Here is a 23731-nt window from a genome sequence, read left to right as displayed (position 1 = left end):
TTAACAAGATCAGCTGGATCTCGTTAATAAGGGGCCCTTCCTCTACCGCAGGCGTTAATAAGGTGCCCTTCCTTGCACCCGTCAGCCGTCGCGGCGGGTGGTCCAGCGGAAGGTGGTCAGGCAGAGCACCAGGCCGATCACGCACCACAGGCCCAGCACCAGCGCGACCCGGGTCAGCTCGAAGGACCCGCCCGGCTCGTTGGCGCCGAAGCTCTCCGGCAGGAAGACCGCGCGCAACCCCTGGCACATCCACTTGAGCGGGAAGATGGCCGCCACCTGCTGCATCCAGGTCGGCAGGTTGGTGAAGACGAAGAACACCCCGGAGATGAACTGGAGCACCAGGGCGATCGGGGTGACCACCGCCGAGCCGCTGCGCGCGGTACGGGCCAGCGACGAGATGGCGATGCCGCACAGGGTGCAGGCGGTGATGCCCAGCGCGCTGACCCAACCGAAGGTGAGCCACGCCGAGGCGGTGCTCGGCAGATCCAGGTCGAACAGGGCCACCGAGACGCCGAGCAGCAGCGCGGTCATCACCACGCCGGTCACCAGCACCATGATCACCTTGCCGGCGAACCAGACCCACTTCGGCATCGGCGTGCCCCGGTAGCGCTTGAGCACGCCCCGGTCCCGCTCGATGGGGATCCAGATGCCGAGATTCTGGAAGCTGACAGTCATCAGACCGGTCGCGATCATGCCGGTGATGAAGTACTGCGTGTAGCTCACCCCGTTGCCGAGATCGCCGTCGAAGATCGACGCGAAGATCAGCACCATGATGATCGGGAAACCGAGCGTGAAGACCACGGACTCCCGGCTGCGCAGGAACTGCCGGATCTCCATCCGTCCCTGACGCAGGGCGAGACTGGCCGGCCCCGGCCGGCGGGCGGGCGCGGCGGCGGCGACCGGGGCCGCCGGCTTCGTCGTGGTGGTCATCGGTGTCCGATCATCCGCAGGTAGATGTCTTCGAGGGTGGGCCGGGTGACGGTCAGACCGGGCACCTCGCCGCCGAATCGCGCGGCCAACTCCGCCACCAGCGCCGTCGGCGTCGCGCTCTGCGCGCTCTCCAGGGTGCCTTCCGGCGTACGCCAGGAGACCGTCGCCAGGGCCTCCTGCCGGTTGCCCAGGCTGGTGGGTGGGGCCACCTCGACCAGTCGGCCGCCGGTGATGACGCCGACCCGGTCGGCGAGCGCCTCGGCCTCGTCGAGATAGTGCGTGGTGAGCACGATCGTGGTGCCGGCCGCGGCGAGGTCGCGGATCAGCTCCCAGAACTCGCGGCGGGCCTCCGGGTCGAAACCGGTGGTCGGCTCGTCGAGGAAGAGCAGTTCGGGGCGGCCGATGATGCCCAGCGCGACGTCCAGGCGGCGTTTCTGCCCGCCGGAGAGGGTGTGCGTACGAGCGCGGGCCTTGCCGGCCAGGCCGACGCGGGCGATCACCTTGTCCGGGTCGTCGGCGTCGGGGTAGAAGGCGGCGAAATGGCGTACCACCTCGGCGACGGTCAGCTCGTCGAATTCACCGGTGCCCTGGAGCACGATGCCGACCCGGGCCCGCCACTGCGGGGAGGCTGCGGTCGGGTCGACGCCGAGCACCCGCACCTCACCGGCGTCGCGGTGCCGGTAGCCTTCGAGGATTTCCACGGTGGTGCTCTTGCCGGCACCGTTCGGCCCCAGCAGGGCGAACACCTCGCCCCGGTGAACGTCCAGGTCCAACCCGGCCACCGCGACATTGTCGCCGTACGCCTTGCGCAGTCCCCGGACGTGGATCGCCACGTCGTCACTCATGACGTCAAGTGTGCGACCTGCACCGGTAGCTCAGCTGCCGCGGGGGTGGTGGTTCCCGCCACGCCGGTGTTAATAAGGGCCCCTTCCTCTACCTGAGGCGTTAACAAGGGGCCCTTCCTTACCGCTCAGCGGCGGGTGTAGGTCATGCAGTCGGCCATGTCGGCGTCGGGGCCGACCCGGATCGCGGGTGCCTGGCACTCCAACTGTTCGTTGTGGCGGCAGTCGGCTCGCTTGCAGGCGCCCACCTGCGCCTTCTGGCCGTCCGCGCCGGCCCGGATGGTCGGCATCTCGATGAACGTGTGGCAGTGGGCGTGGTCCATGCTGCCGATCGTGATGGCGAAGGCGTGGCAGTCGTTTGTGTGGTTGTACGCACAGGCGGCCACCACGCACTCCTGGACGCGCGGCATTTCCAAGGCTGCGGTCATCGCGACCTCCTCTAGGTATTTGCCTGATTTTAGGCATCTGGGGGATCTGCGCGGCCCGGTTCGCGGGATCCGGCCACCGCCCTAGCCCGTGGCGAGCACCTCGGAGAGCAGGGCCGGTTCGAGACCTCGTTCGGCGAGACCCGCCAGGATGTGCGGCAGCGCCTCGTCGGTCATCGGCGCGTTGGCCTCGGTCACGTGCAGGACGATCACCGAGCCGGGGCGTACCTGGTCCAGCACGGCCCGCACGATCGGCTGCCAGGCCGTGGCGAACGGGTCCCCGCTGACCACGTCGCCGTCGACGACGGTGAGGCCGAGCGGGGCGAGTGCGGTAAGTGCCGCACGGTCGTGGCAGAGCCCGGGGAACCGGAAGTACCGGGTCTGTCGACCGCCGTATGCGCTGACGAGATCGAAGGTACGGGCGACGTCGGCGGTCATCTTCCGGGGGGCGATGCGGGGCAGTCCGTAGCAGTCCGCGGTGAAGGCATGGTGCCCGTAGGTGTGGTTGGCCAACTCGAACCTCGGGTTGGCGGCCAGCCGCCGGGTCACGTCCGGGTACTGCTCCACCCACATGCCGGTGAGGAAGAAGGTGGCCGGGACACCGTCGCGCTCCAACCGGTCGATGATCTTCAGATTGGCGTACGACGTGCCGGCACCGCCGCGCATCTGCCGTCGCATCGCGTCGGTCATGTCCGCGTCGAAGGTCAGCGCCACCTTGTTGCCCCGGCGTGGGCCGTGGTCGACCACCGGAGGCAGCGCGTCGGTCCGGGTCGCGCCGGGCAGCGTGTCGGCCGCGCCGGGCAGCGTCCCGGCCGGCGGGGTGGGCGACATGCTCGACGGTGTCGCCGACACTTCGGGCCGGTCACCGGCACCCACCTCCGTCTCGACGAACCTCGCGCCCGAGGACTGCGGCCCGAGGTCGGCGCCGTCGGGCTGGCGCAGCGGGTTCAGGACGGCCAGCAGGGTGAGGGCACCGGCGACGGCGGCGAGCGTCGCCACGAGCGGAACGCGGGAAGTCTTCACGGACACCGGAGGATGATGTCAACCGCGCCCGGCGGCCGACATCATCCGGCCCGGCAGCGCCGGGGGCGGGTCGGAGGGGCAGCGCGTACGCTCAGGTCGGCCGCCCAGGTCAGACGCGGAAGCCGGCCTCGCGGGCGGCCCGGCGTTCCCGGCGGCGCTCCGCTCGACGGCGCAGGAACCAGGGCAGGAAGAGCGCGAGGGCGACCAGGAACACCAGCACCAGCACCGGCAGGATGATCGCGACGAGGGACATCACCACGCTTGTGGCGTCCTCGGCGGTGCTCGCCACCGGGGCACCGACGCCCGCCGTGGCCGCGTTGATGACCGGCCGGGCGGCGGACTTGAGCAGGTGGATGCCAAGGGCGATGATCACCCCGGCCAGCACCGGCAACCACTGACCCTCACTGGCGAAGAAGCTGTCGGGATCGCTGACCGTCACCGTCTCGGCGGCCGAGCCGGCACCGAAGGCCAGGCCGCCCGCCGTCGGCCGGACCACCGTCTGCACCACGTCGTTGACGTGGTCCACCACCGGCACCTTGTCCGCGACGACCTCGACGACCAGCAGCGCGGCGAGGATCGCGAGCACCCAACCGTTACCCAGCCACTGCCAGCCGCCGGGCAGGTCGATCACGCTGGTGTAGCGGGCCAGCCCGCCCATCAGCAGCAGCGGGATGTACGCGTTCAACCCCGCCGAGGCGGCCAGTCCGGTACCGGTGAGCAATTCGAGCACCATCTCAGCATCGCACCGGCACGCCAGTGGCGCTCGGCGGCGATCCGCGGTGCCTCCGCTACCCTCGTCGGGTGCGGTTGGTGATTGCGAAGTGCTCGGTGGACTATGTCGGACGGCTCTCGGCCCACCTGCCGCCGGCCACCCGGCTGCTGATGGTCAAGGCGGACGGATCGGTCTCGATCCACGCCGACGACCGGGCCTACAAGCCCTTGAACTGGATGAGCCCGCCCTGCCGGCTGGAGGAGGCTCCCGGCGTGTGGCGGGTGGTCAACAAGGCCGGGGAGGAGTTGCGGATCACCCTGGAGGAGGTCTTCCAGGACACCTCCTACGACCTGGGCGTCGACCCGGGGCTGCGTAAGGACGGTGTCGAGGCGCACCTGCAGGAGTTGCTGGCCGCCAACCCGGAGACCCTGGGCGAGGGCTTCACGCTGATCCGTCGGGAGTACATGACCGCGATCGGCCCGGTGGACCTGCTCTGCCGGGACGCCAACGGCGGCACCGTCGCCGTCGAGGTCAAGCGGCGCGGCGAGATCGACGGGGTGGAGCAGCTCACCCGTTACCTCGAACTGCTCAACCGGGATCCGCTGCTCGCCCCGGTGGCCGGGGTCTTCGCCGCACAGGAGATCAAGCCGCAGGCCCGGGTGCTCGCCACGGACCGGGGGATCCGCTGCGTCGCGGTGAACTACGACCGGCTGCGCGGCATCGAACGTGACGAGCTGACCCTCTTCTAGGGCTGCCGGTTTCCGGGGCTTCCGGGCGTACAGGGCTTCCCGCTGCTAGGGCTTTCGGGCGTACAGCAGCTTCACCGCTTTGACCAGGCGGTCGACGTCGGCCTGGGTCCGCTCGAAGGTGGTGGACGGCAGCAGCGAGCGGGCCCGCCGGCGGGTGATCGCCTTGGCCCGGCCGAACTCCCGCAGCCCGTCCTCGCCGTGGATGCGGCCGAAGCCCGACTCGCCGACTCCGCCGAACGGCAGGGTGGACATCCCGGCGAAGGTCAGCGTCGAGTTGATCGAGGCCATGCCGGAGCGCAGGCGACGGGCGATCGCCACCGCCCGTCGCTCGCCGAAGACCGAACCCCCGAGACCGTACGGCAGGGCGTTGGCCCGGGCGAGCGCCTCGTCGGCGTCGCGGACCCGGTTGATGGTCACGGTGGGCCCGAAGGTCTCCTCGCGTACGGCGAGCGAGTCCTCCGGCACGTCCACCAGCACCGTCGGATGGGCGTACGGCGGCTGGACCGAATCCGGGCCGCCCAGTGCGGCGCGTCCGCCCCGGGCCAGCGCGTCGGTGATGTGCCGGCGGATGACGTCGAGCTGGCTCGGCATGGTGATCGGCCCGACGTCCGCGCCGTCGGCGCCGACGGTCAGCCGGCCGGCGCGTTCGACCACCTTCGCCACGAAGGCGTCGAAGACCGGCTCCACCGCGTAGACCCGCTCGATGCCGATGCAGGTCTGCCCGGCGTTGGTCATCGCGCCCCAGACGCACGCCTCGGCGGCGGCGTCCAGGTCGGCGTCGACGTCCACGATCATCGCGTCCTTGCCGCCGGCCTCCAGCAGCACCGGGGTCAGGGTCTCGGCGCAGGCCGCCATGACCTTCTTCGCGGTCGCCGTGGAGCCGGTGAAGGCCACCTTGTCGACCCCGCTGCGGCACAGCGCGGCACCGATGTCGCCGAGCCCGTGCACGGCGGTGAAGACGGGCTGCTCCGGTACCACCTCGGCGAAGGTGTCGACCAGCCACTGCCCGACGAGCGGCGTGTACTCGCTGGGCTTGAAGACCACCGCGTTGCCGGCGGCCATCGCGTACGCGGCGGAGCCGATCGGGGTGAAGACCGGATAGTTCCAGGGGCCGATCACGCCGATCACGCCGTGCGGCTGGTACTCCAGGTGGGCGGAGAACTCCGCCAGGACGAGCCGGGACCGGACCTTGCGGGGGCCGAGCACCCGGCGGGCGTTACGGGCCGCCCAGTCGACGTGTTCCACCGCGGTGACGATCTCGACGATCGCGTCGGCGACCGGCTTGCCACCCTCGACGTGCACCAGCTCCGCCAGTTGCTCCATCCGTTGGGCGAGCAGTTGTCGCCAACGCAGCAGCCGGTCGCGTCGTGCGTCGAAGCCGAGCCCGGCCCACCAGCGGCCGGCCGCACGGGCCCGCTCGACGGCCTGCTCGACGGCGGCGACGGTGGCGAGCGGAAGCCGTCCGGCCTCGTCACCTGTTGCCGGGCTGGTCGAGACCAGGTGATCGCCCTCGATCACGGGGGTGCCGGGCAGATGCACAGCCGTCATGGCCGGAAGTCTAAACCTGAAACCTACTCATCGGTAGGACGCGCGTACGGGTGGCGCGCCACGGCACCGGCCGGGCGAACGGGCGGTCTTCGTGGAAGTGGCGAACGGAAGGTGGCTTGCTGGTTACTGCTCGATGGCCGGATGGGCGGTGGAGGTGACCGGTAGGTGATGGCAGGCTGGGCCGGGGATGGCGCAGAGCGTGGAGGTCTGACGGTCCATGGAGCAACATCCGCAACTGCTGCCGATGCTGACGGTGGCCGCCGGCCCGATGCGCGGGCTCAGTTTCCGGCTGCGTGCTCAGCCGATGGTGATCGGCCGGGACACGGCGGCGGACATCGTCGTGCACGATCCGCACATGAGTCGTCGACACGCGGAGATCCGGCTGGCCGGTGACGGGGTTTCCCTGCTGGATCTCGGCTCCACCAACGGCACCTGGGTCAACGGGCTGCGCACCACCGGGCCGGTCTGCCTCACCGACGGCGACATGATCCTGATCGGCCGTACCGAGCTGCGTTTCTTCGACCCCGCACTGGCCCGGACCGACCCGGTGGGCCTGAGCTTCGGCGTGCCCCGGCAGGAACGGCGCACCACGCTGGTGCTGCCCACCGGTGGGGTCCGGGCACATTGACGGGTGCGGCGCGGCTTGCCAGCATCGCGCGAATGAAGACCGAGCACCGCAGGGTGAGCGCGAACGGAATCTCCCAGGCCGTCCGGGTGGCCGGCCCCGCCACGGGGGTGCCGGTGCTGCTGATCCACGGCAACTGCTCCTCGGCGGCCTTCTGGGAGCCACTGATCCGGCGGCTACCGGAGACGCTGCGGGTCGTCGCGCCGGATCTGCGTGGGTACGGCGACACGCAGACCGCGCCGGTGGACGCCGGGCGGGGCCTCGCGGACTTCGCCGACGACGTGGCCGCCCTGCTCGCCGAGCCGAGCATCTTTGCCGACGGGGCCCGACCGGTGGTGGTCGGCCACTCGCTCGGCGGGGGAGTGGCGATGCGCCTGCTGGTGGACCACCCCGACCGGGTGAGCGGGCTGCTGCTGGCCGCACCGGTGTCGCCGTACGGCTTCGGTGGCACCCGCGACCTGGCCGGTACGCCGACCACCCCGGATTTCGCCGGCACCGGCGGTGGCACGGCCAACGGCGACTTCGTGGCGCGATTGGCGGCCGGTGAACGCGACGCGTCGGCACCCGCCAGCCCGCGCAGCGTGCTGCGCTCGGCGTACGTGGCCGACCCGGCCTCGCTCGGCGACGACGAGGAACTGCTGCTCGACAGCCTGCTCTCCACCGCCACGGGCACTGACAACTATCCCGGCGACGCCGTGCCGTCGCCACACTGGCCGGGATTCGCGCCGGGACGCCGGGGCACCCTCAACGCCCTGGCGCCCGCACACTTCCGGATCGCCGACGAGTTGGTGGCGGTCACGCCCAAACCGCCGGTGACCTGGATCCGGGGCGACGCCGACGTGATCGTCTCGGACGCCTCCCTGTTCGACCTGGCCCGGCTCGGCGCACTGGGTGTGCTGCCCGGCTGGCCCGGGCCGCAGGAGTGCCCGCCGCAGCCGATGGTGGGCCAGACCCGCGCCGTCCTCGACCGGTACGCCGCAGCGGGCGGCAGCTACCGGGAGGTGACGCTGCCCGGCTGCGGGCACAGCCCGCACCTGGAGCGACCGGCGGAGTTCGTCGCGGAACTCCTCGCCCTCTGCCCCCGCGCCTGCTGACCGTCCGTAGCGTGGGAGACTCGCGCCGATAGCCTTAGCGGCCGTTAACTACCCGGCCGCGCGGAGCGACAGGGGAGGCCCGGGTCATGGCGCGCGAGTTCACCAGGGTGGGCGTGGTGGGGCTGGGCACCATGGGTGCCGGCATCGTCGAGGTGTTCGCCCGCAACGGCGTCGACGTCGTCGCCGTGGAGATATCCGACGCCGCCCTGGAGCGTGGCCGGGCCAACCTGACCGGCTCGACCGACCGGGCGGTGGCGCGGGGCAAGCTCGCCGAGGCCGACCGGGACGCCCTGCTCGGCCGGGTCACCTTCGCCGTCGGGCTGGACGCGCTGCACTCGGTGGACCTGGTGATCGAGGCGGTTCCCGAGCGACTCGACATCAAGCAGCGGCTCTTCGCCGACCTGGACCGGGTGTGCAAGCCGGAGGCCATCCTCGCCACCAACACCTCGTCGTTGAGCGTCACCGAGATCGCGGTGGCGACCACCCGGCCCGACCAGGTGATCGGCATGCACTTCTTCAACCCCGCGCCGGTGATGAAGCTGGTCGAGGTCGTGCGTACGGTGGTCACCTCGGCCGACGTGGTGGCCGACGTGGAGGCGCTCTGCGTACGCCTCGGCAAGGTCGACGTGACGATCACCGACCGGGCCGGGTTCATCGCCAACGCGCTGCTGTTCGGATACCTCAACCACGCGATCGGCATGTTCGAGGCCCGCTACGCCACCCGCGAGGACATCGACGCCGCGATGAAGCTCGGCTGCGGTCTGCCGATGGGTCCGTTGGCCCTGCTGGACCTGATCGGCCTGGACACCGCGTACGAGATCCTCGACACCATGTACCGGCGCGGTGGGCGCGATCGTCGGCATTCCCCGGTGCCGCTGCTGCGGCAGATGGTGACCGCAGGGCTGCTCGGTCGCAAGTCCGGCCGGGGTTTCTACACCTACGAGCGGGCCGGTTCCGGCAGGCTCGTACCGGACGAGTTGACGCCGACGGCCCCGGCATCGACCGACGGCGCGCGAGCCGTCACCACGGTCGGGGTGGTCGGCTCGGGCACCTTGGCCGCCGGCCTCGTGGAGACCTTCACGGCCGCCGGGTACCAGGTCGTCCCGGTCGACCCTGCGGGGGAGTTGCCGCGGTTGGCCGACGTCGACCTGGTGGTCGAGGCGACGGCCGACGACCTCGACGGGACGAAGGCGCTCCTCGCCGGCCTGGGCGAGGTCTGCAAGCCGGGCGTGGTGCTGGCCACCACCACCTCCGCGCTGCCGGTGATCGACCTGGCGATGGCCAGCGGACGCCCGGCCGACGTGGTGGGCCTGCACTTCGCCAACCCGGCCACCCCGCTGGTGGAGATCGTCCGGACGATCCGTACCTCGGCGGAGGCCACCGCCACCGCCCGCGCGGTCGTCGCCGCCCTCGGCAGGACCGGGGTGGTCTGCGCGGACCGGGCCGGGTTCATCGTCAACGCGCTGCTGTTCCCGTACCTCAACGACGCGGTGCGGATGCTGGAGGCCGACTACTCCACCACCGACGACATCGACAACGCCATGAAGCTGGGCTGCGGCTACCCGACCGGCCCGTTCGAACTGCTCGACACCGTCGGGCTGGACGTGGCGCTGGCCGTCCAGCGGGCGCTGTACCGCGAACTGCGTGAGCCCGGTCTCGCCCCGGCACCCCTGCTGGAGCAGCTGGTGACCGCCGACCGCCCCTTCCGGAGGTAAGGAAGGGCACCCTGTTAACGCCTCCGGTAGAGCAGGGGCCCCTTGTTAACACCAGTGGTGTCACCTCAGGGCAAGGCTGCCGCCAGCACGGTCGTACGCTGGATGACGTGAGCCCCCGTCGTAACCGTCCCCGCCGCGACGACGCCGAGCGCCTGGACACCGAGCGGGCCCGACAGGGCGTCGCCTCGGTGCAGCAGTGGCGCGACGGCGACTGGCAGGTACGCGGGATCAGCGGCGGTTCGTCGGTCAAGACGTACCGTTGCCCCGGTTGTGACCAGGAGATCCGGCCTGGGGTGGCGCATCTGGTCGCCTGGCCCGCCGACGGTCGGGGCGACCTCACCGACCGGCGGCACTGGCACAGCGGGTGCTGGCGGGCCCGCGACCGCCGGGCACCTGTCATCCAGCGCGGACGCGGCGCACCCCGGCACGGCTGAGGCCGGCGGGGCGATCTTTGTCACCTCGGGCAGCAGGGTGGGCGGCGACGCGGGAGGATGGCAGGGTGAGTGCACCGATTCGCGCATCGTCGATCCTGCCCGGTCGACGGGAAGACATCGAGCTGCACACCGCGGACGGCCTGCGCCTGGTCGGTGAGCTGGCGCTCCCGCTCGACCGGCCACCGGCAGCCACCCTGGTCTGCCTGCATCCGCTGCCCACCCACGGCGGGATGATGGACAGCCACGTGTTCCGCAAGGCGGCCTGGCGACTGCCCGCCCTGGCCGACCTGGCGGTGCTGCGGTTCAACACGCGCGGCACCAGCAGCGTGCGCGGCACCAGCGAGGGGACGTTCGACTCGGCCGTCGGCGAGCGCTACGACGTGGCCGCCGCCATCGAGTACGCCGAGTTCCACGAGCTGCCCGACATCTGGCTGCTCGGCTGGTCGTTCGGCACCGACCTGGCCCTGAAGTACGGCTGCGACCCGGCGGTGACCGGCGCGATCCTGCTCTCGCCGCCGCTGCGCTTCTCCGAGGCGGCCGACCTGACCCCGTGGGTCGAGTCCGGCAAACCGCTTACCGCGTTGGTGCCGGAGTTCGACGACTACCTTCGCCCCGAGCAGGCCCGTGAGCGGTTCGCGGCGATCCCGCAGGCCGAGGTGGTCGGGGTGCCGGGAGCGAAGCACCTCTGGGTCGGTGACGCCGAGACCGTGCTCGACGAGGTGGTCCGGCGGGTCAACCCGGCCGTGCCCGTACCACTGCCGACCACCTGGGACGGCCCGATGGAGACCGGTGACGCCAGTGCGTACGCCGATCGCACGGTGGCCGCCTTCGCCGACACCCCGGTAGCGGGCCCACCACAACGCCGGGCCGACTGAGGCGGCTGGCCTCGGGGCAGCGCCCGGCCGAGGGCTGGCCGGGTCAACGGGCGTCCTGGCGGGGGAGTACCACCTCGCGCAGGATCAGTTGGGTGGCGGCCACGGTCGGGATGGCGATGAGCGCCCCGATCACCCCCAGCAGGGACACCCCGAGCAGCGCCGCGACCAGCGCGGCGACCTCGTTGACGTGCACCGACCTGCGCATGATCTTGGGGTAGATGAGATAGTTCTCGATCTGCTGGTACACCACGAAGAAGACCACGCAGGCGACCCCGACGGACGGATCGGTGGCGAAGCCGACCAGGCTGACGATCACCGCGCCGAGCGTCGCGCCGATCTGCGGGATCAGGTCGGTCACCGCGACGACGACCGCCAGCGCGAACGGGTACGGCAGGCCGACGATCAGCGCGAACACGAACGTGGTCACGCCGGCCAGCACCGCGATGGACAGCGCACCGACCATGTACGCGCCGACCTTGGTCAGGATCTCGTCGCCGATGAGCTGCACCCGCTCGCGGCGGGACCGCGGCACCAGCGCGTAACCGAGTTCGCGCATCCGGTCGAAGTAGACCAGGAAGTAGATGGTCAGCACCAGCACCGTCAGCACCCGGAAGACCGTGCCGAAGACCAGCTGGGCACCGCCGAGCACCCCGCCCAGCGCCCGGCCGACCACGTCCGCGTTGGCCGCCTCCTGGGCCCGGCGCATCAGGTCGAACCGCACCACGAGATCATTGACGGCCTCGTTGCGCCGCAACGTGTCCAGATAACTCGGTAGCTGGTCGAGGAACTGCCCGGACTGGGTCACGATCGGCGGTACCAGGGCCAGCACACCGGCGGCGAGCAGCGCCAGCACCGTCAGCGTCACCGCAGCCACGGCCAGCCCGCGCGGCAACCCCCAGGCGCACAGCCGGACCACCGCCGGGTGCAGGCCCACCGCGAGGAACAGCGCGATGACCACCAGGACCAGGATCCCCGCCGCGTTGCGCAACCCCAGATAGACGGCGTACGCGGACAGCACGCCGAGCGCACCGGTGAAGCCGACGAGGAAGCTGTTGCGCCGCAGCGGACGCCCCGGAATACCGAACCGACCGGCGTCCCCGCCCGCGCTGCCCGGTGCCGGAGCGGCTGGCTGCTCAGGTGGTGTCCCCGTGGATGCTGGCGGCTGCGGCTGCGGTGCTGCCGCCGTGGGTTCTGCGGCCTGCCGCTGCGGCCTGTCCTGCTGGTCTGGCCTGGACTGCTGTGGGCCGTCCTGCTGGTTCGGCTTGGACTGCTCCGGGCCGGGCTGCTCCGGGCCGGAGCGATGCGGGCCGTCGTGCGCCATCCGGTCTCCCCGTTCACGCTCCGACGAGCATGCGTCGGTCGTCGATGCCGGCTCGTCCGGGCCGGCGGTTGCCGGGCCGCGACCCGGTGGTCGAGGTGGGGTTACCGCCGCTTGACGTGGCCGACGAAGGTCTGCCAGGTCTGCGGGGTGAAGGCGAGCACCGGCCCCTGCCGGTCCTTGCTGTCGCGGACCGCCACCACGTCGGGCAGGTTGTCGGCCACCTCGACACAGTCGGTGCTTCCGCTGCGGGTGGCGGTGCGCCAGGTCGCGCCGGTCAGGTCCATGACTTCGCCACTTCCTTGAGGAGTTCGATCGACTGCTGGCGGGACAGCGCGTCGTTGCGCACCGTCTCCCACCGTGCCAACAGGGTAGCCACATTGGCCTCGTTGTCGGTCGGCCGGGCGGTCAGCTGAGTCTCCTGGCTCGCCACCCAGCCTCCTTCCGCACCCCGGGCCAGCGAGAACGATCCGTACAGCCCGACGTGCAGCCCGACGTTGAGCGGGATGACGTGGATGCTGACGTTCGGCCGCTCGGCGCTGGCGATCAGATGCTCGACCTGGTGGACCATGAGCGCGTGGAAGCGCTCCTCCCGGCGGTGCAGGACAGCCTCGTCGATGACCGCGATGAGCTGCGGTGGATCCGGTCGGGTCAGGATGGCCTGCCGGTCCAGCCGGGCGGCGACCCGCTTGTCCACCTCCTCGTCGCTGAGCAGGTCGTCGCAACGGATCACCGCGCGGGCGTACCCCTCGGTCTGCAACAACGCCGGGATCAGCGTGGGCTGGAAGATCCGCAGCTGACTGGCCAGGCGTTCGGCGTCCAGCCAGGGCAGGAACCAGGACGGCTGCCCCTCGCGCTCGGCGATCCGCAGCAGCGCCACCAGCAGCCCGCCGGAACGCAGCACCTCGTCGGCGCGGGCCAGCAACTGCCGGTCGTACGGTCGGCTGCCGGTCTCCACGGCGGACACCATCGACGGGGAGTAGTGCACCAGCTTGCCGAACTCCTCCTGGCTCAACCCGGCGGCGGTGCGCAGCCGGCGTAACTGGGATCGGATCAGGTCGGCGCTCGATTCCTCCACAGTGCCTCCACAATCGCGTACCGAGAATCGCTCATCAGTTGCCGGTGGTGCGGTGGTTGCGCAGGCCCGTCACGACCCCGCTCGATGACTTCCGACAGTAGTGCTCCGGTCAGCAGACTGTCAGCCATGCCGGACACGCTCGTTGCCAGCAGGGCGCGGGCGGGCCCTGGCCGGGTCGCCCCGACACCCCCGGTGGGCACCCAGGGCCGCCCACCCATTCCCCCGGGTGGGCGGCCCCTCCTCAATCGCTTTGGGTACGTTTGTTGTCGCTGAAGCAGCAAGAAACGTACCCGAACCTGCCCTCACGGAGGTCGACGTGCGTGTTCGCTGCTACCAGCGCCCCAAGCTCCTGGGGCTGGCGATGGTGGGTGGCCTCGTGTTGGCGGCGTCGGGCAACCGGGAAGCGGCTGTGATCAGCACCCGGCTGCCGGCCCCGGGCCGTGGCCCCCGCGCCGAGCGGCCCCGCGCGACCGGCGGCGACCCGCCACACACCCCGCTGCGACCGATGTGGTGCTGTCGCGCCGACGGCCAGCCCTGGCCCTGCGCACAGGCCCGGCTCCTGCTGCGAGCGGAGTACGACCAGAATCCGGTCGGCCTGTCGATCTATCTCGCCGGCCTGATGTACGAGGCGATGCGCGACCTCTACCGACTCAACCCGTACGACGGGCCGGAGCCCGCCGCACTGTTCGACCGCTTCCTCGCCTGGGGCCCACGCCGCCGCCCACCGGCCGAGCAGTCCTCCTGACCACCGCCCAGCGTCACCCGTTTGACCGGGTGGCTCGCCGCCCGGCGTGGCGTCAGTCGGAGGTGATCTTGCTGGGTTTGGCGCTGCGCTCGTCGGTGGTCGGCTTGCTGGGGCGCTTGCCGCCCTCGCCGGTGCTGGTGATCTTCGTCGGGGTGGCGCCCCGACCGCCGGTGCCCGGCACTGCGGCAACCGTGGGTTCGCCGTCCACGCCCGCGCTGGCCGTGCCGCCGTCGACGGTGGCCGGCTCGACCGCCGGCTTCGCCGTGGGCGAATCGTCCACGGTGGTCACCGGCTCGGCGGCCGGCTTCGTCACCGGGCCCGCGCCATCGGCGGCCGGTGTCATCGAGCCTGCGCCGTCGGCGGTCGGATCGCCGCCGTCGGCCGCGACGCCGGCCGTCTCCAGAGCAGGTCGGTGGCCGTTGACCGGCGCGTCGGCGGGCACGGCGACCGGGGTGCCGTTGGCGGGAGAACCGCCGTTGACCGAAGGGCCGTCCACCGTACGGGCGACGGTGGCGGCCGACGGCGCGGCAGCGGGCGAGGACGAGCCGGCCGGGGCCGGTGACGTCGGGCCGTCCGGAGTCGTGGCCGCCTCCAGCCGCAGTTCCAGCAGCTTGCGCTGCAACTCGTCGGACTCCTGCCGGGACTTCCAGGTCTCCTGACGCAGGTCGGCGAGCTGCTGCTGAGCCTTGGCGATCTCCAGCATCACCTGGGCGAGCTGCTGCCGGCCCGCCGCAGCCTCCTGTTGCGTCGCGGCGAGATGCTGCTGGGTGGTGGCCAGGTGCTGCTGGGTGGTGGCCGCGTACTCCTCGAACTGCCGGCGGGAGGAGGCGACGTACTCGTCGGCCTCGCGTCGGGCGGTGGTGGCGAACTCCTCGGCCTCGCGCCGGGTGTCGGTGGCGTACTCCTCGGCGGCGCGGCGCTGCTCGGCCGTGTCGGCCTCGGCCTGCCGTACCAGCTCACCGGCCTGTTCCTCGGCCCGGGCGCGGACGGCGGCGGCGTCCTGCTCGGCGGCCTGGCGGATCTGGTCCGCCCCCTGCTCGATCTCGTTCTTGCGCGCGGTGTACTCCGACTCCAGCTCCGCGCGGCGCGTCTCGAAGCCGGACTCCAACTCGGCGGTACGGCTGCGGATCTGCTCCTCAAGCTTGGCGGTACGAGCGCTGAGCCGCTGCTCCAACTCGACCGTGCGGGCCTGGTGCTGCCGATCCAACTCGTCGCGACGGCTGGTGAACTCGCTTTCGGCGGCAGCCTTGCGCTGCGCCAGTTCGCGGTCCGCCGCCTCGCGTCGGCCGTTTACCTCCTTCTCCACCCCGGCCCGCCAGGCGCCCAGTTCCTGCTGCGCCTGGGCGCGCGTGTGCTGGACGTACGCCTCGGTCTCGTTGCGCATGCGCTGTGCGTACGCCTCGGTTTCGGCGCGGGTGCGCTTGGCCGCCTCGGTGGCCTGGGTGGTCAGCCGCTCGGCCTCCTGGCGGGCCTTGTTGCGGGCGGCCCGGCCGGCCTCGGCGGCGTCGTCGATGATCTGCTTGGCTTCCTGGCTGGCCTTGGCGTGGGTGGCCCGCCCGGCCTCGGTGGCCTGGTCGACCAGGCGCTTGGCCTCCTGCTGGGCCTTGGTGTGCACCTCCTTGGCCGCCTCGCGCAGTTGGGTCGCCTCCTGCTGGGCGGTGGCGTGCGCCTCGCGGGCCGCCTCGCGCAGCTTGGTCGCCTCCTGCTGGGCCCGCTGGTGGATCTCCTTGGCGGCGTCCCGTAGCTGCGTGGCCTCCTGCTCGGCCTTGGCCAACGCCTCCTGCGCGCTCTTGCGCAGCCGGGCGGCCTCCTCCTTGGCCGCCTTGCTGGCCGCCTCGGACTCGGCCCGGCGAGCCGCGGCCTGCCGTTCCTCCTCGGCCCGGCGGGCGGCCAGGGCGATCTCGAAGTCCTTGAGCGCCTCGGCGGCCTCGGCCCGCGCCTCGTCGATGATGTGCTCGGCGGCGGCCCGACGGGCCTCGATCTCCTCGTTCGCGACGGCGAGGATGTCCTCGGCCTGCTCCTCGGCCAGCGCCAGGATCTGCTCGACGCGCGGCCCGAGATGCCGGAACGCGGCCCGGTCGACCACGGCGGCCTGCTTGCGCACCGCAGCCAGATCGCGCTGGAGCACTTCGACCTGACCGGCCAACTTGTGGATCTGGGCGAAGGCCTGCTCCCGCTCGGCCTCCAGCGCCGCGATCTCGTGCTCGGCACGAGCGACGTACTTCTCGACCTGTCGTTTGTCGTACCCCCGCAGGGCGGACTCGAAGCTGGGCTCCGTGGTCACGTCCCCGCCGAGAGCGAACAGTTCCTCGCCGTGCGACATGCACCCATCCTCACACGCATCGGGCCCTCCTGGGGCGATACGGACGCCCCTGTTGGGAGCTACTTCACCCACGCAGGTGGGTCGTGCTCTCTGTTCTGAAGGCAGGGCGACGCGGGGTGTCGCCGGTCACCCGGTGTCACCCCGCGTCGTTGATCATGCCCCGGTGTCGTGTCAGCTGGACGTGTCCGCGGCCACCTTCTTCTCGGCGTCGTCCGCCGGCTTGGCCGTGGCCGCCGGCTTCTCGGCCGGGGCGGCGTTGTTGGGGACACCCGGGACGATGCCGGCCAGGCCGGAGAGCATCTGCCCGAGCTGCGAGGTGACCGCGTCCTTCTGCCGGGTGAGGTCCTCGACCTCCCGGCGCGCCGCCTGGGTGGTCAGCTCGGCCTCGGTGCGGGCCTCGCTGAGCAGACGCTGGGACTCGGCACGGGCCTCGTTGAGCGTACGGTCGGCGAGCGCCTTGGCCTTCTCGATGGTCTCGGTCGCGTTGCGCTCCGACTCCACCCGCCGCGCCTCGGCGCGCTGCTCGATCTCCTTGGCGCGCTCCTGCGCGGCGCGGGCCCGCTGCTCGGCCTCGCCGACCAGCTTCTGGGTCTGCGCGACCTGGGCGGCGTGCCGCTCCGACTCCTCGCGCTCGGCCTTCTCCCGCCGCTCGGCGAGCTGGAGCTCCAGGGCCTGGAGGTCCTTGTCGCGCTTGTCGCGGGCGTCGGTCAGCAGCTTGGTCGCCTCGGCACGCTTCTCCTCGGCCTCGCGGGCGGCCTTGGCCCGCTGCTGAGTGATCTCGCGCTCAGCGGTGGCGCGCAGGGTGGCGACCTCCCGCTCGACTGTCGACTTCAGCTCGGCCACCTCGTGGGCGGTCACCGTGCGTAGCTGCTTGGTCTCGCGCTCGGCGTCGGCACGCAGCGTGTCGGCCTCCCGGCGAGCCTGGACCCGGACCTCGGCGGCCTCCCGCTCGGCGGCGGTACGGAGGTTGCCGGCCTCCCGCTCGGCGGTGGCCTTCATCGCCGCCGCCTCGGCCCGCGCCTTGTCGGTGATCTCCCGCGCCTCCAGGCGGGCGGCGGAGAGGATGCCCTCCGACTCGCGCTTGGCCTCGTTGCGGTGGTCGTTGGCCTGCTCCTCGGCGAGCCGGAGGATCTGCTCGACCCGGGTGCCGAGGCCGGACAGCGTGGGGCGGCTGTTCTCCTCAAGCTGCTTGCTGGTGTCGGTGAGCTTCTGCTCCAAGGCGGTGAGCCGCTGCTCGGACTGGCGGAGCCGGCGCTGGGCGTCGTTGAGCGCCTGCTCGGCGTCGGCGCGGTCCTTGTTGGCCTGGCTCAGCGCGGCGTTCAGCCGGCCGATGAAGTCATCGACCTGACCGGTGTTGTATCCGCGCAGGCCAACCGTGAAATCTGGCTGCGAGTTCGCGTTATCGAAGAACGCGAGAGGGGAGGACTGCTGCTGGGGCATTGGGACATACTGGCAGACCCCCCGGGGTGCTTCGCAAGAGCGGGCCGCCCTTTGCCGTCCTCTTTACATGGTCAACTCGTAGGGTCACCGGAACCCCGCGCCGACGGGCGATCTTGCCAGTTCGGGGAGGAGCCCGACGGTACGCAGCGTGACGTGAAAATGGCATCGAAGTCATCCGCCCACTGCTTTTCTTTCCGGGCGCTGCGCTCCGTGCGAATGGTCGCCGGGCCGGGACGGGGAAACCATTGCGCGTTCACCGAAAGGCCGTCGACGGCTCGTCCGTCAGGCCAGCGTCCGCAGCCCCAGTCGATCACCTCACGCCCGTCGATGAATGGGCTGCGGGGAGTGGGGGTCACTCGATCCGGGATCGAGTGGCATTGAGTGGGGTGTGAGGCCACTCGATCCCGGATCGAGCGCGATCTTGCCTGCGCCGGCCTGGGTGGCCCGCCCTTGCGTCTGGGCGGCCCGCCTGTCGGGTGGAACTGATCCCGCGCGCTGGCCCGGCCTGCGGATGTCGGCGCGGCCGGTCGCTCGGTTCCGGCGGGCTGGACCACGGGGGATGGGGGTCAGGTGGTGGTGGAGTGGGGGGCGGGTTCGACGAGTTCGACCAGGACGCCGCCGGCGTCCTTGGGGTGGATGAAGTTGATCCGCGAGCCTGCGGTGCCTCGCCGGGGGGTTTCGTACAGCAGCCGCAGGCCGCGTTCGCGTAGCGCCGCGCAGGCCGCGTCGACGTCCGTCACGGTGTACGCCACCTGCTGCACGCCCGGACCGTTGCGGTCGAGGAACTTCGCGATTGTCGACTCGGGGGTCAGCGGGGCGAGCAGTTGCAGGCAGCCACCCTCCGTGGTCGGCCCGACCGCCAGCATTGCCTCCCGTACGCCCTGCTCGGTGTTCGTCTCGGTGTGTACGCATCGCATGCCGAACGTCCGGGTGTAAAAGTCGATCGCGGCGTCGAGGTCGGCCACGGCGATCCCGACATGGTCGATGCGTCGGAGGCCGATGTCTGTGACATAGTCGGCAGCGGGCTCGACGGGGGAGTTCTCAGGCATGACGCTAGTCTGACCGAACAATCGTTAAGGCGTACGGTCGGCACCCCCCTCGGAGGCAGGTATGGCTTCGGTGATCGTCAGCGGCGCGCGGACCCCGATGGGGCGCCTGCTGGGCAACCTCAAGGACCTACCGGCGACGAAGTTGGGTGGCATCGCCATCTCGGCGGCCCTGGAGCGGGCCGGAGTCGCGCCCGACCAGGTGCAGTACGTGATCATGGGTCAGGTGCTCCAGGCCGGTGCCGGGCAGATGCCGGCCCGCCAGGCGGCCGTGGAGGCGGGCATCCCGATGTCCGTGCCGGCGCTGAGCATCAACAAGGTCTGCCTCTCCGGCCTGGACGCGATCGCCCTGGCCGACCAGCTGATCCGGGCCGGCGAGTTCGACGTCGTGGTGGCCGGCGGCATGGAGTCGATGACCAACGCCCCGCACCTGCTGCTCGGCCAGCGCGGTGGTTACAAGTACGGCGACGTGACGCTCAAGGACCACATGGCGCTCGACGGGCTGACCGACGCCTGGGACTGCTGCGCCATGGGGGAGTCCACCGAGCGGCACGGCAGCACGCGCGGCATCACCCGGCAGGAGCAGGACGAGTTCGCTGCGGCCAGCCACCAGCGCGCCGCCGCCGCCCAGAAGAACGGCCACTTCGCCGACGAGATCACTCCGGTGGTCATTCCGCAGCGCAAGGGTGACCCGCTGGTGATCAGCGAGGACGAGGGCATCCGCCCGGACACCACCGCCGAGTCCCTGGCGAAGCTGCGCCCGGCGTTCGCGAAGGACGGCACCATCACCGCGGGCAGCTCGTCGCCGATCTCCGACGGCGCCGCCGCGGTGGTCGTGATGAGCAAGGCGAAGGCCAAGGAACTGGGCCTGACCTGGCTGGCGGAGATCGGGGCGCACGGCAACGTCGCCGGCCCCGACAACTCCCTGCACTCGCAGCCGTCCAACGCGATCCAGCACGCCCTGCGCAAGGGCGGGCTGACCGTCTCCGATCTCGACCTGATCGAGATCAACGAGGCGTTCGCGCAGGTCGGCATCCAGTCCATCCGTGACCTCGGCGTCAGCGCGGACAAGGTCAACGTCAACGGCGGCGCGATCGCGCTGGGCCACCCGATCGGCATGTCCGGCGCCCGCCTGGTGCTCACCCTCGCGCTGGAGCTCAAGCGGCGCGGCGGCGGTACGGGCGCGGCAGCGCTCTGCGGTGGTGGCGGCCAGGGCGACGCGTTGATCATCCACGTCCCCAACCCGGCCGAGACCTCTTCGTGAGTGACGTGAACGGCAATGTTCCTGCTGCGGCCACGCCGGTGCGCCGTAGTCGGGACGTACCGATGCTTGTCGATCGGGCTCGGGCGGGTGACCATCGCGCGGTGGCCCGGTTGATCACGCTTGTCGAGTCGGGCGACGAGACGCTGCCGGCGATCGCGGCGGCGCTTGCGCCGTACGCCGGTCAGGCCCAGGTCGTGGGCCTGACCGGTTCGCCCGGAGTGGGCAAGTCGACCACCACCAACGAGCTGGTACGCGCCCTGCGGGCCCGGGGTCGCCGGGTCGGTGTGCTCGCCATCGACCCGTCCAGCCCGTTCACCGGTGGGGCGATTCTCGGTGACCGGGTACGGATGCAGGATCACGCCACCGACCCGGGCGTCTACATCCGCTCGATGTCCAGCCGTGGGCATCTCGGCGGCCTGTCGGCGGCGACCCCCCAGGCGGTACGCGTGCTGGAGGGCGCCGGCTGCGACGTGGTGCTGGTGGAGACCGTCGGGGTCGGGCAGGCCGAGGTCGAGGTGGCCTCGCTTGCCGACACCACGTTGGTGCTGCTCGCGCCGGGGATGGGTGACGCGATCCAGGCGGTGAAGGCCGGCATCCTGGAGATCGCCGACGTCTTCGTGGTCAACAAGGCCGATCGGGACGGTGCCGACGCGACGGTCCGCGACATCCAGGGCATGATCGCTCTCGGTGAGCGCGGGCCGGGCGAGTGGCGTCCGCAGGTGGTACGTGCGGTGGCCGTCCGGGGCGAGGGCGTCGACGACATCGCCGCGGCGATCGACAAGCACCGGGGCTGGCTGGTCGAGCACGACGAGCTGCGCCGCCGCCGGGAGGCGCGGGCCGCCGCCGAGATCGAGGCCATCGCGCTGGGCGTGCTCCGCGCCCGGATCGGCTCCCTGCGTGACGGTACGCAACTGCCGGCGCTGGCCGCCGAGGTGGCCGCCGGCGCCACCGACCCCTACGCCGCCGCCAACACCCTCCTCACCCAACTCACCCGCTAGCCCTCCACAACCCCACCCCACCCCGCCCCTGGCACCTGGCGCCGTCGATCATGCACTTGTTGTCTCGGCATATGGCGCAAAGGGGACCTTTCGGCGACCAGAAGTGCAAGATCGCGGGTGCGGGTGCGGGTGCGGGTGCGGGTGCGGGTGCGGGTGCGGGTGCGGGGTGTGGGGTGAGGTGTCCAGTGCGGAGGGAGGGGGGCGGTTAGGCTCGCAGCGGCTCGCGGTGGGCGGGTGGTGGATGCGTGCGGGGAGTGAGCGTGGATCACGAGATGACGCAGGAGTTGCCGATGACGCCGGATGCGGTGGCTGGTGGTCGTACGGACATCTCGGACGAGGTGGTGGAGAAGATCGCGGTGGCCGCCGCGAAGGCGGTGCCGGGTGTGGTCGAGTTGGGTGGGGACATCGCCCGGTTCTTCAACGCGGTGCTCGACCGGGTGGGGCTCGACCAGGTGGGTGACGCCCGCCGGGGCTGCTCGGCCCACGTCACAAATGGTGCGGCCGTGGTCAACCTGGTCATCGTGACCGACGCGGGGCATCCGGTGCCCGAGGTGACCACGGCGGTGCGGGCCGCGGTGACCCAGGCGATCGAGGCGTACGGGCTGCGGGTCGACGAGATCAACATCCGGGTGGACGACGTGGCCATCGGGGGTCCGGCGAGCTGAGGGCACCGTTACCGTCCGGTACGAACTTCCTTATCGATCGTTCAGGAAGAGTTCTACACTCGACGTGCAGTCTTCAAGGACTCGAGGAGGAGCCCGGAGATGAACGCCGACGAGATCGCTGCCGGACGGGCCCGCTGGCAGGCCCGCTACGACGCCGCGCGCAAGCGGGACGCGGACTTCACCACACTCTCCGGGATTCCCGTCGAGCCGGTCTACGGCCCGCCGGAGGGTGTCGCGTACCCGGGGTTCGACCGGATCGGTTGGCCGGGCGAGTTCCCGTACACCCGGGGGTTGTATCCGACCGGCTATCGGGGTCGGACCTGGACCATCCGGCAGTTCGCCGGGTTCGGTAACGCCCGGCAGACCAACGAGCGTTACAAGATGATCCTCGGCGCCGGCGGCGGTGGTCTGTCGGTCGCCTTCGACATGCCCACCCTGATGGGCCGCGACTCCGACGACCCGCAGTCGCTCGGCGAGGTCGGCCACTGCGGGGTGGCGGTGGACAGCGCCACCGACATGGAGGTGCTCTTCGACGGCATCGACCTGGCCGCGGTCACCACCAGCATGACGATCTCCGGGCCGGCGGTGCCGGTGTTCTGCATGTACCTGGTCGCCGCCGAGCGGCAGGGCGCCGATCTGTCCACACTCGACGGCACGTTGCAGACCGACATCTTCAAGGAGTACATCGCGCAGAAGGAGTGGCTGTTCGACCCCGAGCCGCACCTGCGCCTGATCGGCGACCTGATGGAGTACTGCGCGACCGAGATCCCGCGCTACAAGCCGCTGTCGGTCTCCGGCTACCACATCCGCGAGGCCGGCTCGACCGCCGCGCAGGAGTTGGCGTACACCCTCGCCGACGGTTTCGGCTACGTCGAACTGGGCCTCTCGCGCGGGCTGGACGTCAACGTCTTCGCCCCCGGGCTGAGCTTCTTCTTCGACTCACACGTCGACTTCTTCGAGGAGATCGCCAAGTTCCGCGCCGCCCGCCGGATCTGGGCCCGCTGGCTGCGCGACGTGTACGGCGCGACCAGCGAGAAGGCCCTCTGGCTGCGATTCCACACGCAGACCGCCGGGGTGTCACTGACCGCCCAACAACCGGTCAACAACGTGGTACGCACTGCCGTGGAAGCCCTTGCCGCGGTGCTCGGCGGCACCAACTCGCTGCACACCAACGCGCTGGACGAGACGCTTGCCCTGCCCACCGACGAATCCGCCGAGATCGCCCTGCGTACCCAGCAGGTGCTGATGGAGGAGACCGGCGTGACGAACGTGGCCGACCCGCTCGGCGGATCGTGGTACGTCGAGGCGCTCACCGACCGGATCGAGGCCGAGGCGGAGGAGATCTTCGCCCGGATCAAGCAGCTCGGTGGCGAGGGTCCGCACGCCATCGGCCCGATGACCTCCGGCATCCTGCGCGGCATCGAGGACGGCTGGTTCACCGGGCACATCGCCGAGTCGGCGTTCGTCTACCAGCAGGCGCTGGAGAAGGGCGACAAGAAGATCGTCGGCGTCAACTGCCACACCGGCACGATCGCCAAGGACCTGGAGATCCTACGCATTTCGCACGAGGTGGAGGTGGAGCAGCGCCGGGCGCTGGCCGAACGCAAGACCGGCCGGGACGACGCGGCGGTGCGCGCCGCGGTGGACAAGATGGTGGCGGTCAGCCGTACCGGGGAGAACATGATCCCCGCGATGCTCGACGCCGTACGCGCCGAAGCCACGCTGGGCGAGATCTGTGACGCGCTGCGGGCGGAATGGGGCGTTTACCGCGAGCCTGCCCGGTTCTGACCCGGGCTCGAAAAGAGCGGCTGGGCAGGGGTGACAGTGGCAACTGTCTCCGGCCACGGTTGATCTGAGTTCCGCGCCTCGCGTGCGAGACTAG

General features: G+C 71.2%; 23 protein-coding genes. 11 read left to right on the top strand and 12 right to left on the bottom strand.

Annotated features, from left to right (window positions below; genetic code table 11):
* Window positions 1-81: 81 nt before the first annotated feature.
* The 5 genes from EG812_RS25850 to EG812_RS25830 form a co-directional block, all read right to left on the bottom strand.
* Window positions 82-930 (bottom strand): ABC transporter permease, encoded by an 849-nt coding sequence (locus tag EG812_RS25850; protein ID WP_013735623.1) that lies wholly within the window; start codon window positions 928-930, stop codon window positions 82-84.
* The gene (locus tag EG812_RS25845; protein WP_013735622.1) at window positions 927-1775 is read right to left on the bottom strand and encodes an ABC transporter ATP-binding protein; all 849 of its coding nucleotides are present in this window, start codon (window positions 1773-1775) and stop codon (window positions 927-929) included. Before EG812_RS25845 ends, EG812_RS25850 begins: the two co-directional genes overlap by 4 nt.
* A gap of 125 nt (window positions 1776-1900) precedes the next feature.
* Window positions 1901-2200, bottom strand: a complete 300-nt coding sequence (locus tag EG812_RS25840) for a DUF1540 domain-containing protein (protein WP_126713070.1) — start codon at window positions 2198-2200, stop codon at window positions 1901-1903.
* Between the two features lie 81 nt (window positions 2201-2281).
* Window positions 2282-3226 (bottom strand): polysaccharide deacetylase family protein, encoded by a 945-nt coding sequence (locus tag EG812_RS25835; protein ID WP_233579632.1) that lies wholly within the window; start codon window positions 3224-3226, stop codon window positions 2282-2284.
* Window positions 3227-3329: 103 nt separating this feature from the next.
* Window positions 3330-3950, bottom strand: coding sequence for a DUF4126 domain-containing protein (locus tag EG812_RS25830; protein ID WP_126713076.1), 621 nt, complete (start codon window positions 3948-3950; stop codon window positions 3330-3332).
* A gap of 71 nt (window positions 3951-4021) precedes the next feature.
* Here EG812_RS25830 and nucS point away from each other — a divergent pair, with 71 nt between their 5' ends.
* Window positions 4022-4681, top strand: coding sequence for an endonuclease NucS (nucS, locus tag EG812_RS25825; protein ID WP_126713069.1), 660 nt, complete (start codon window positions 4022-4024; stop codon window positions 4679-4681).
* A gap of 45 nt (window positions 4682-4726) precedes the next feature.
* Here the strand turns inward: nucS and EG812_RS25820 are convergent, their stop codons facing one another.
* A complete protein-coding gene (locus EG812_RS25820; protein WP_013735617.1) occupies window positions 4727-6229 on the bottom strand; it encodes an aldehyde dehydrogenase family protein in 1503 nt (500 codons plus the stop codon).
* A 217-nt stretch (window positions 6230-6446) separates the two neighbouring features.
* On the opposite strand from EG812_RS25820, the gene EG812_RS25815 reads away from it, so the two are divergent.
* The 5 genes from EG812_RS25815 (at window position 6447) to EG812_RS25795 (ending at window position 10972) form a co-directional block, all read left to right on the top strand.
* Entirely contained in the window at window positions 6447-6857 is a 411-nt protein-coding gene (locus tag EG812_RS25815) for an FHA domain-containing protein (RefSeq protein WP_013735615.1), read from the top strand.
* A 32-nt stretch (window positions 6858-6889) separates the two neighbouring features.
* Window positions 6890-7948 (top strand): alpha/beta fold hydrolase, encoded by a 1059-nt coding sequence (locus EG812_RS25810; protein WP_013735614.1) that lies wholly within the window; start codon window positions 6890-6892, stop codon window positions 7946-7948.
* 86 nt (window positions 7949-8034) lie between these two features.
* Window positions 8035-9663 carry a 3-hydroxyacyl-CoA dehydrogenase family protein gene (locus tag EG812_RS25805; RefSeq protein WP_126713068.1) on the top strand — a complete coding sequence of 543 codons (1629 nt, stop codon included), beginning with the start codon at window positions 8035-8037 and terminating at the stop codon, window positions 9661-9663.
* 107 nt (window positions 9664-9770) lie between these two features.
* Window positions 9771-10097, top strand: coding sequence for an Rv1322 family protein (locus tag EG812_RS25800; RefSeq protein WP_102660231.1), 327 nt, complete (start codon window positions 9771-9773; stop codon window positions 10095-10097).
* Window positions 10098-10162: 65 nt separating this feature from the next.
* Window positions 10163-10972 carry an alpha/beta hydrolase gene (locus tag EG812_RS25795; protein ID WP_126713067.1) on the top strand — a complete coding sequence of 270 codons (810 nt, stop codon included), beginning with the start codon at window positions 10163-10165 and terminating at the stop codon, window positions 10970-10972.
* Between the two features lie 43 nt (window positions 10973-11015).
* On the opposite strand, the gene EG812_RS25790 is transcribed toward EG812_RS25795, so the two are convergent.
* The 3 genes from EG812_RS25790 to EG812_RS25780 form a co-directional block, all read right to left on the bottom strand.
* Entirely contained in the window at window positions 11016-12293 is a 1278-nt protein-coding gene (locus EG812_RS25790) for an AI-2E family transporter (protein ID WP_126713066.1), read from the bottom strand.
* A gap of 101 nt (window positions 12294-12394) precedes the next feature.
* Window positions 12395-12577: a DUF397 domain-containing protein gene (locus tag EG812_RS25785; RefSeq protein WP_126713065.1), complete on the bottom strand. Its 183-nt coding sequence runs from the start codon at window positions 12575-12577 to the stop codon at window positions 12395-12397.
* Complete coding sequence (locus tag EG812_RS25780; protein WP_126713064.1) at window positions 12568-13368, bottom strand: helix-turn-helix domain-containing protein; 801 nt, start codon at window positions 13366-13368, stop codon at window positions 12568-12570. The genes EG812_RS25785 and EG812_RS25780 overlap by 10 nt, the downstream gene beginning before the upstream one ends.
* A gap of 409 nt (window positions 13369-13777) precedes the next feature.
* On the opposite strand from EG812_RS25780, the gene EG812_RS25775 reads away from it, so the two are divergent.
* Window positions 13778-14113: a hypothetical protein gene (locus EG812_RS25775; RefSeq protein WP_126713075.1), complete on the top strand. Its 336-nt coding sequence runs from the start codon at window positions 13778-13780 to the stop codon at window positions 14111-14113.
* 52 nt (window positions 14114-14165) lie between these two features.
* Here EG812_RS25775 and EG812_RS25770 read toward each other — a convergent pair whose 3' ends face one another.
* The 3 genes from EG812_RS25770 to mce form a co-directional block, all read right to left on the bottom strand.
* A complete protein-coding gene (locus EG812_RS25770) occupies window positions 14166-16436 on the bottom strand; it encodes a hypothetical protein (protein WP_126713063.1) in 2271 nt (756 codons plus the stop codon).
* Between the two features lie 171 nt (window positions 16437-16607).
* A complete protein-coding gene (locus tag EG812_RS25765) occupies window positions 16608-17876 on the bottom strand; it encodes a DivIVA domain-containing protein (RefSeq protein ID WP_013735605.1) in 1269 nt (422 codons plus the stop codon).
* Window positions 17877-18442: 566 nt separating this feature from the next.
* Window positions 18443-18925 (bottom strand): methylmalonyl-CoA epimerase, encoded by a 483-nt coding sequence (gene mce, locus EG812_RS25760; protein ID WP_013735604.1) that lies wholly within the window; start codon window positions 18923-18925, stop codon window positions 18443-18445.
* A gap of 61 nt (window positions 18926-18986) precedes the next feature.
* Here mce and EG812_RS25755 point away from each other — a divergent pair, with 61 nt between their 5' ends.
* The 4 genes from EG812_RS25755 (at window position 18987) to icmA (ending at window position 23637) form a co-directional block, all read left to right on the top strand.
* Window positions 18987-20186 (top strand): acetyl-CoA C-acetyltransferase, encoded by a 1200-nt coding sequence (locus EG812_RS25755; RefSeq protein ID WP_013735603.1) that lies wholly within the window; start codon window positions 18987-18989, stop codon window positions 20184-20186.
* A gap of 62 nt (window positions 20187-20248) precedes the next feature.
* Complete coding sequence (gene meaB, locus EG812_RS25750; protein ID WP_013735602.1) at window positions 20249-21184, top strand: methylmalonyl Co-A mutase-associated GTPase MeaB; 936 nt, start codon at window positions 20249-20251, stop codon at window positions 21182-21184.
* A 260-nt stretch (window positions 21185-21444) separates the two neighbouring features.
* On the top strand, window positions 21445-21849 hold the full coding sequence (locus EG812_RS25740; RefSeq protein WP_126713061.1) for an Asp23/Gls24 family envelope stress response protein: 405 nt from the start codon (window positions 21445-21447) through the stop codon (window positions 21847-21849).
* A 99-nt stretch (window positions 21850-21948) separates the two neighbouring features.
* Window positions 21949-23637, top strand: coding sequence for a coenzyme B12-dependent isobutyryl-CoA mutase large subunit (gene icmA / locus EG812_RS25735; protein WP_013735600.1), 1689 nt, complete (start codon window positions 21949-21951; stop codon window positions 23635-23637).
* The last annotated feature ends 94 nt before the right edge of the window (window positions 23638-23731 follow it).

It is taken from the genome of Verrucosispora sp. FIM060022, assembly GCF_003977705.1.
Classification (GTDB): Bacteria; Actinomycetota; Actinomycetes; order Mycobacteriales; family Micromonosporaceae; genus Micromonospora; species Micromonospora gifhornensis.
The sequence above is the reverse complement of the archived record's forward strand: the minus strand, read 5'-3'. Positions and strand labels throughout refer to the sequence as shown.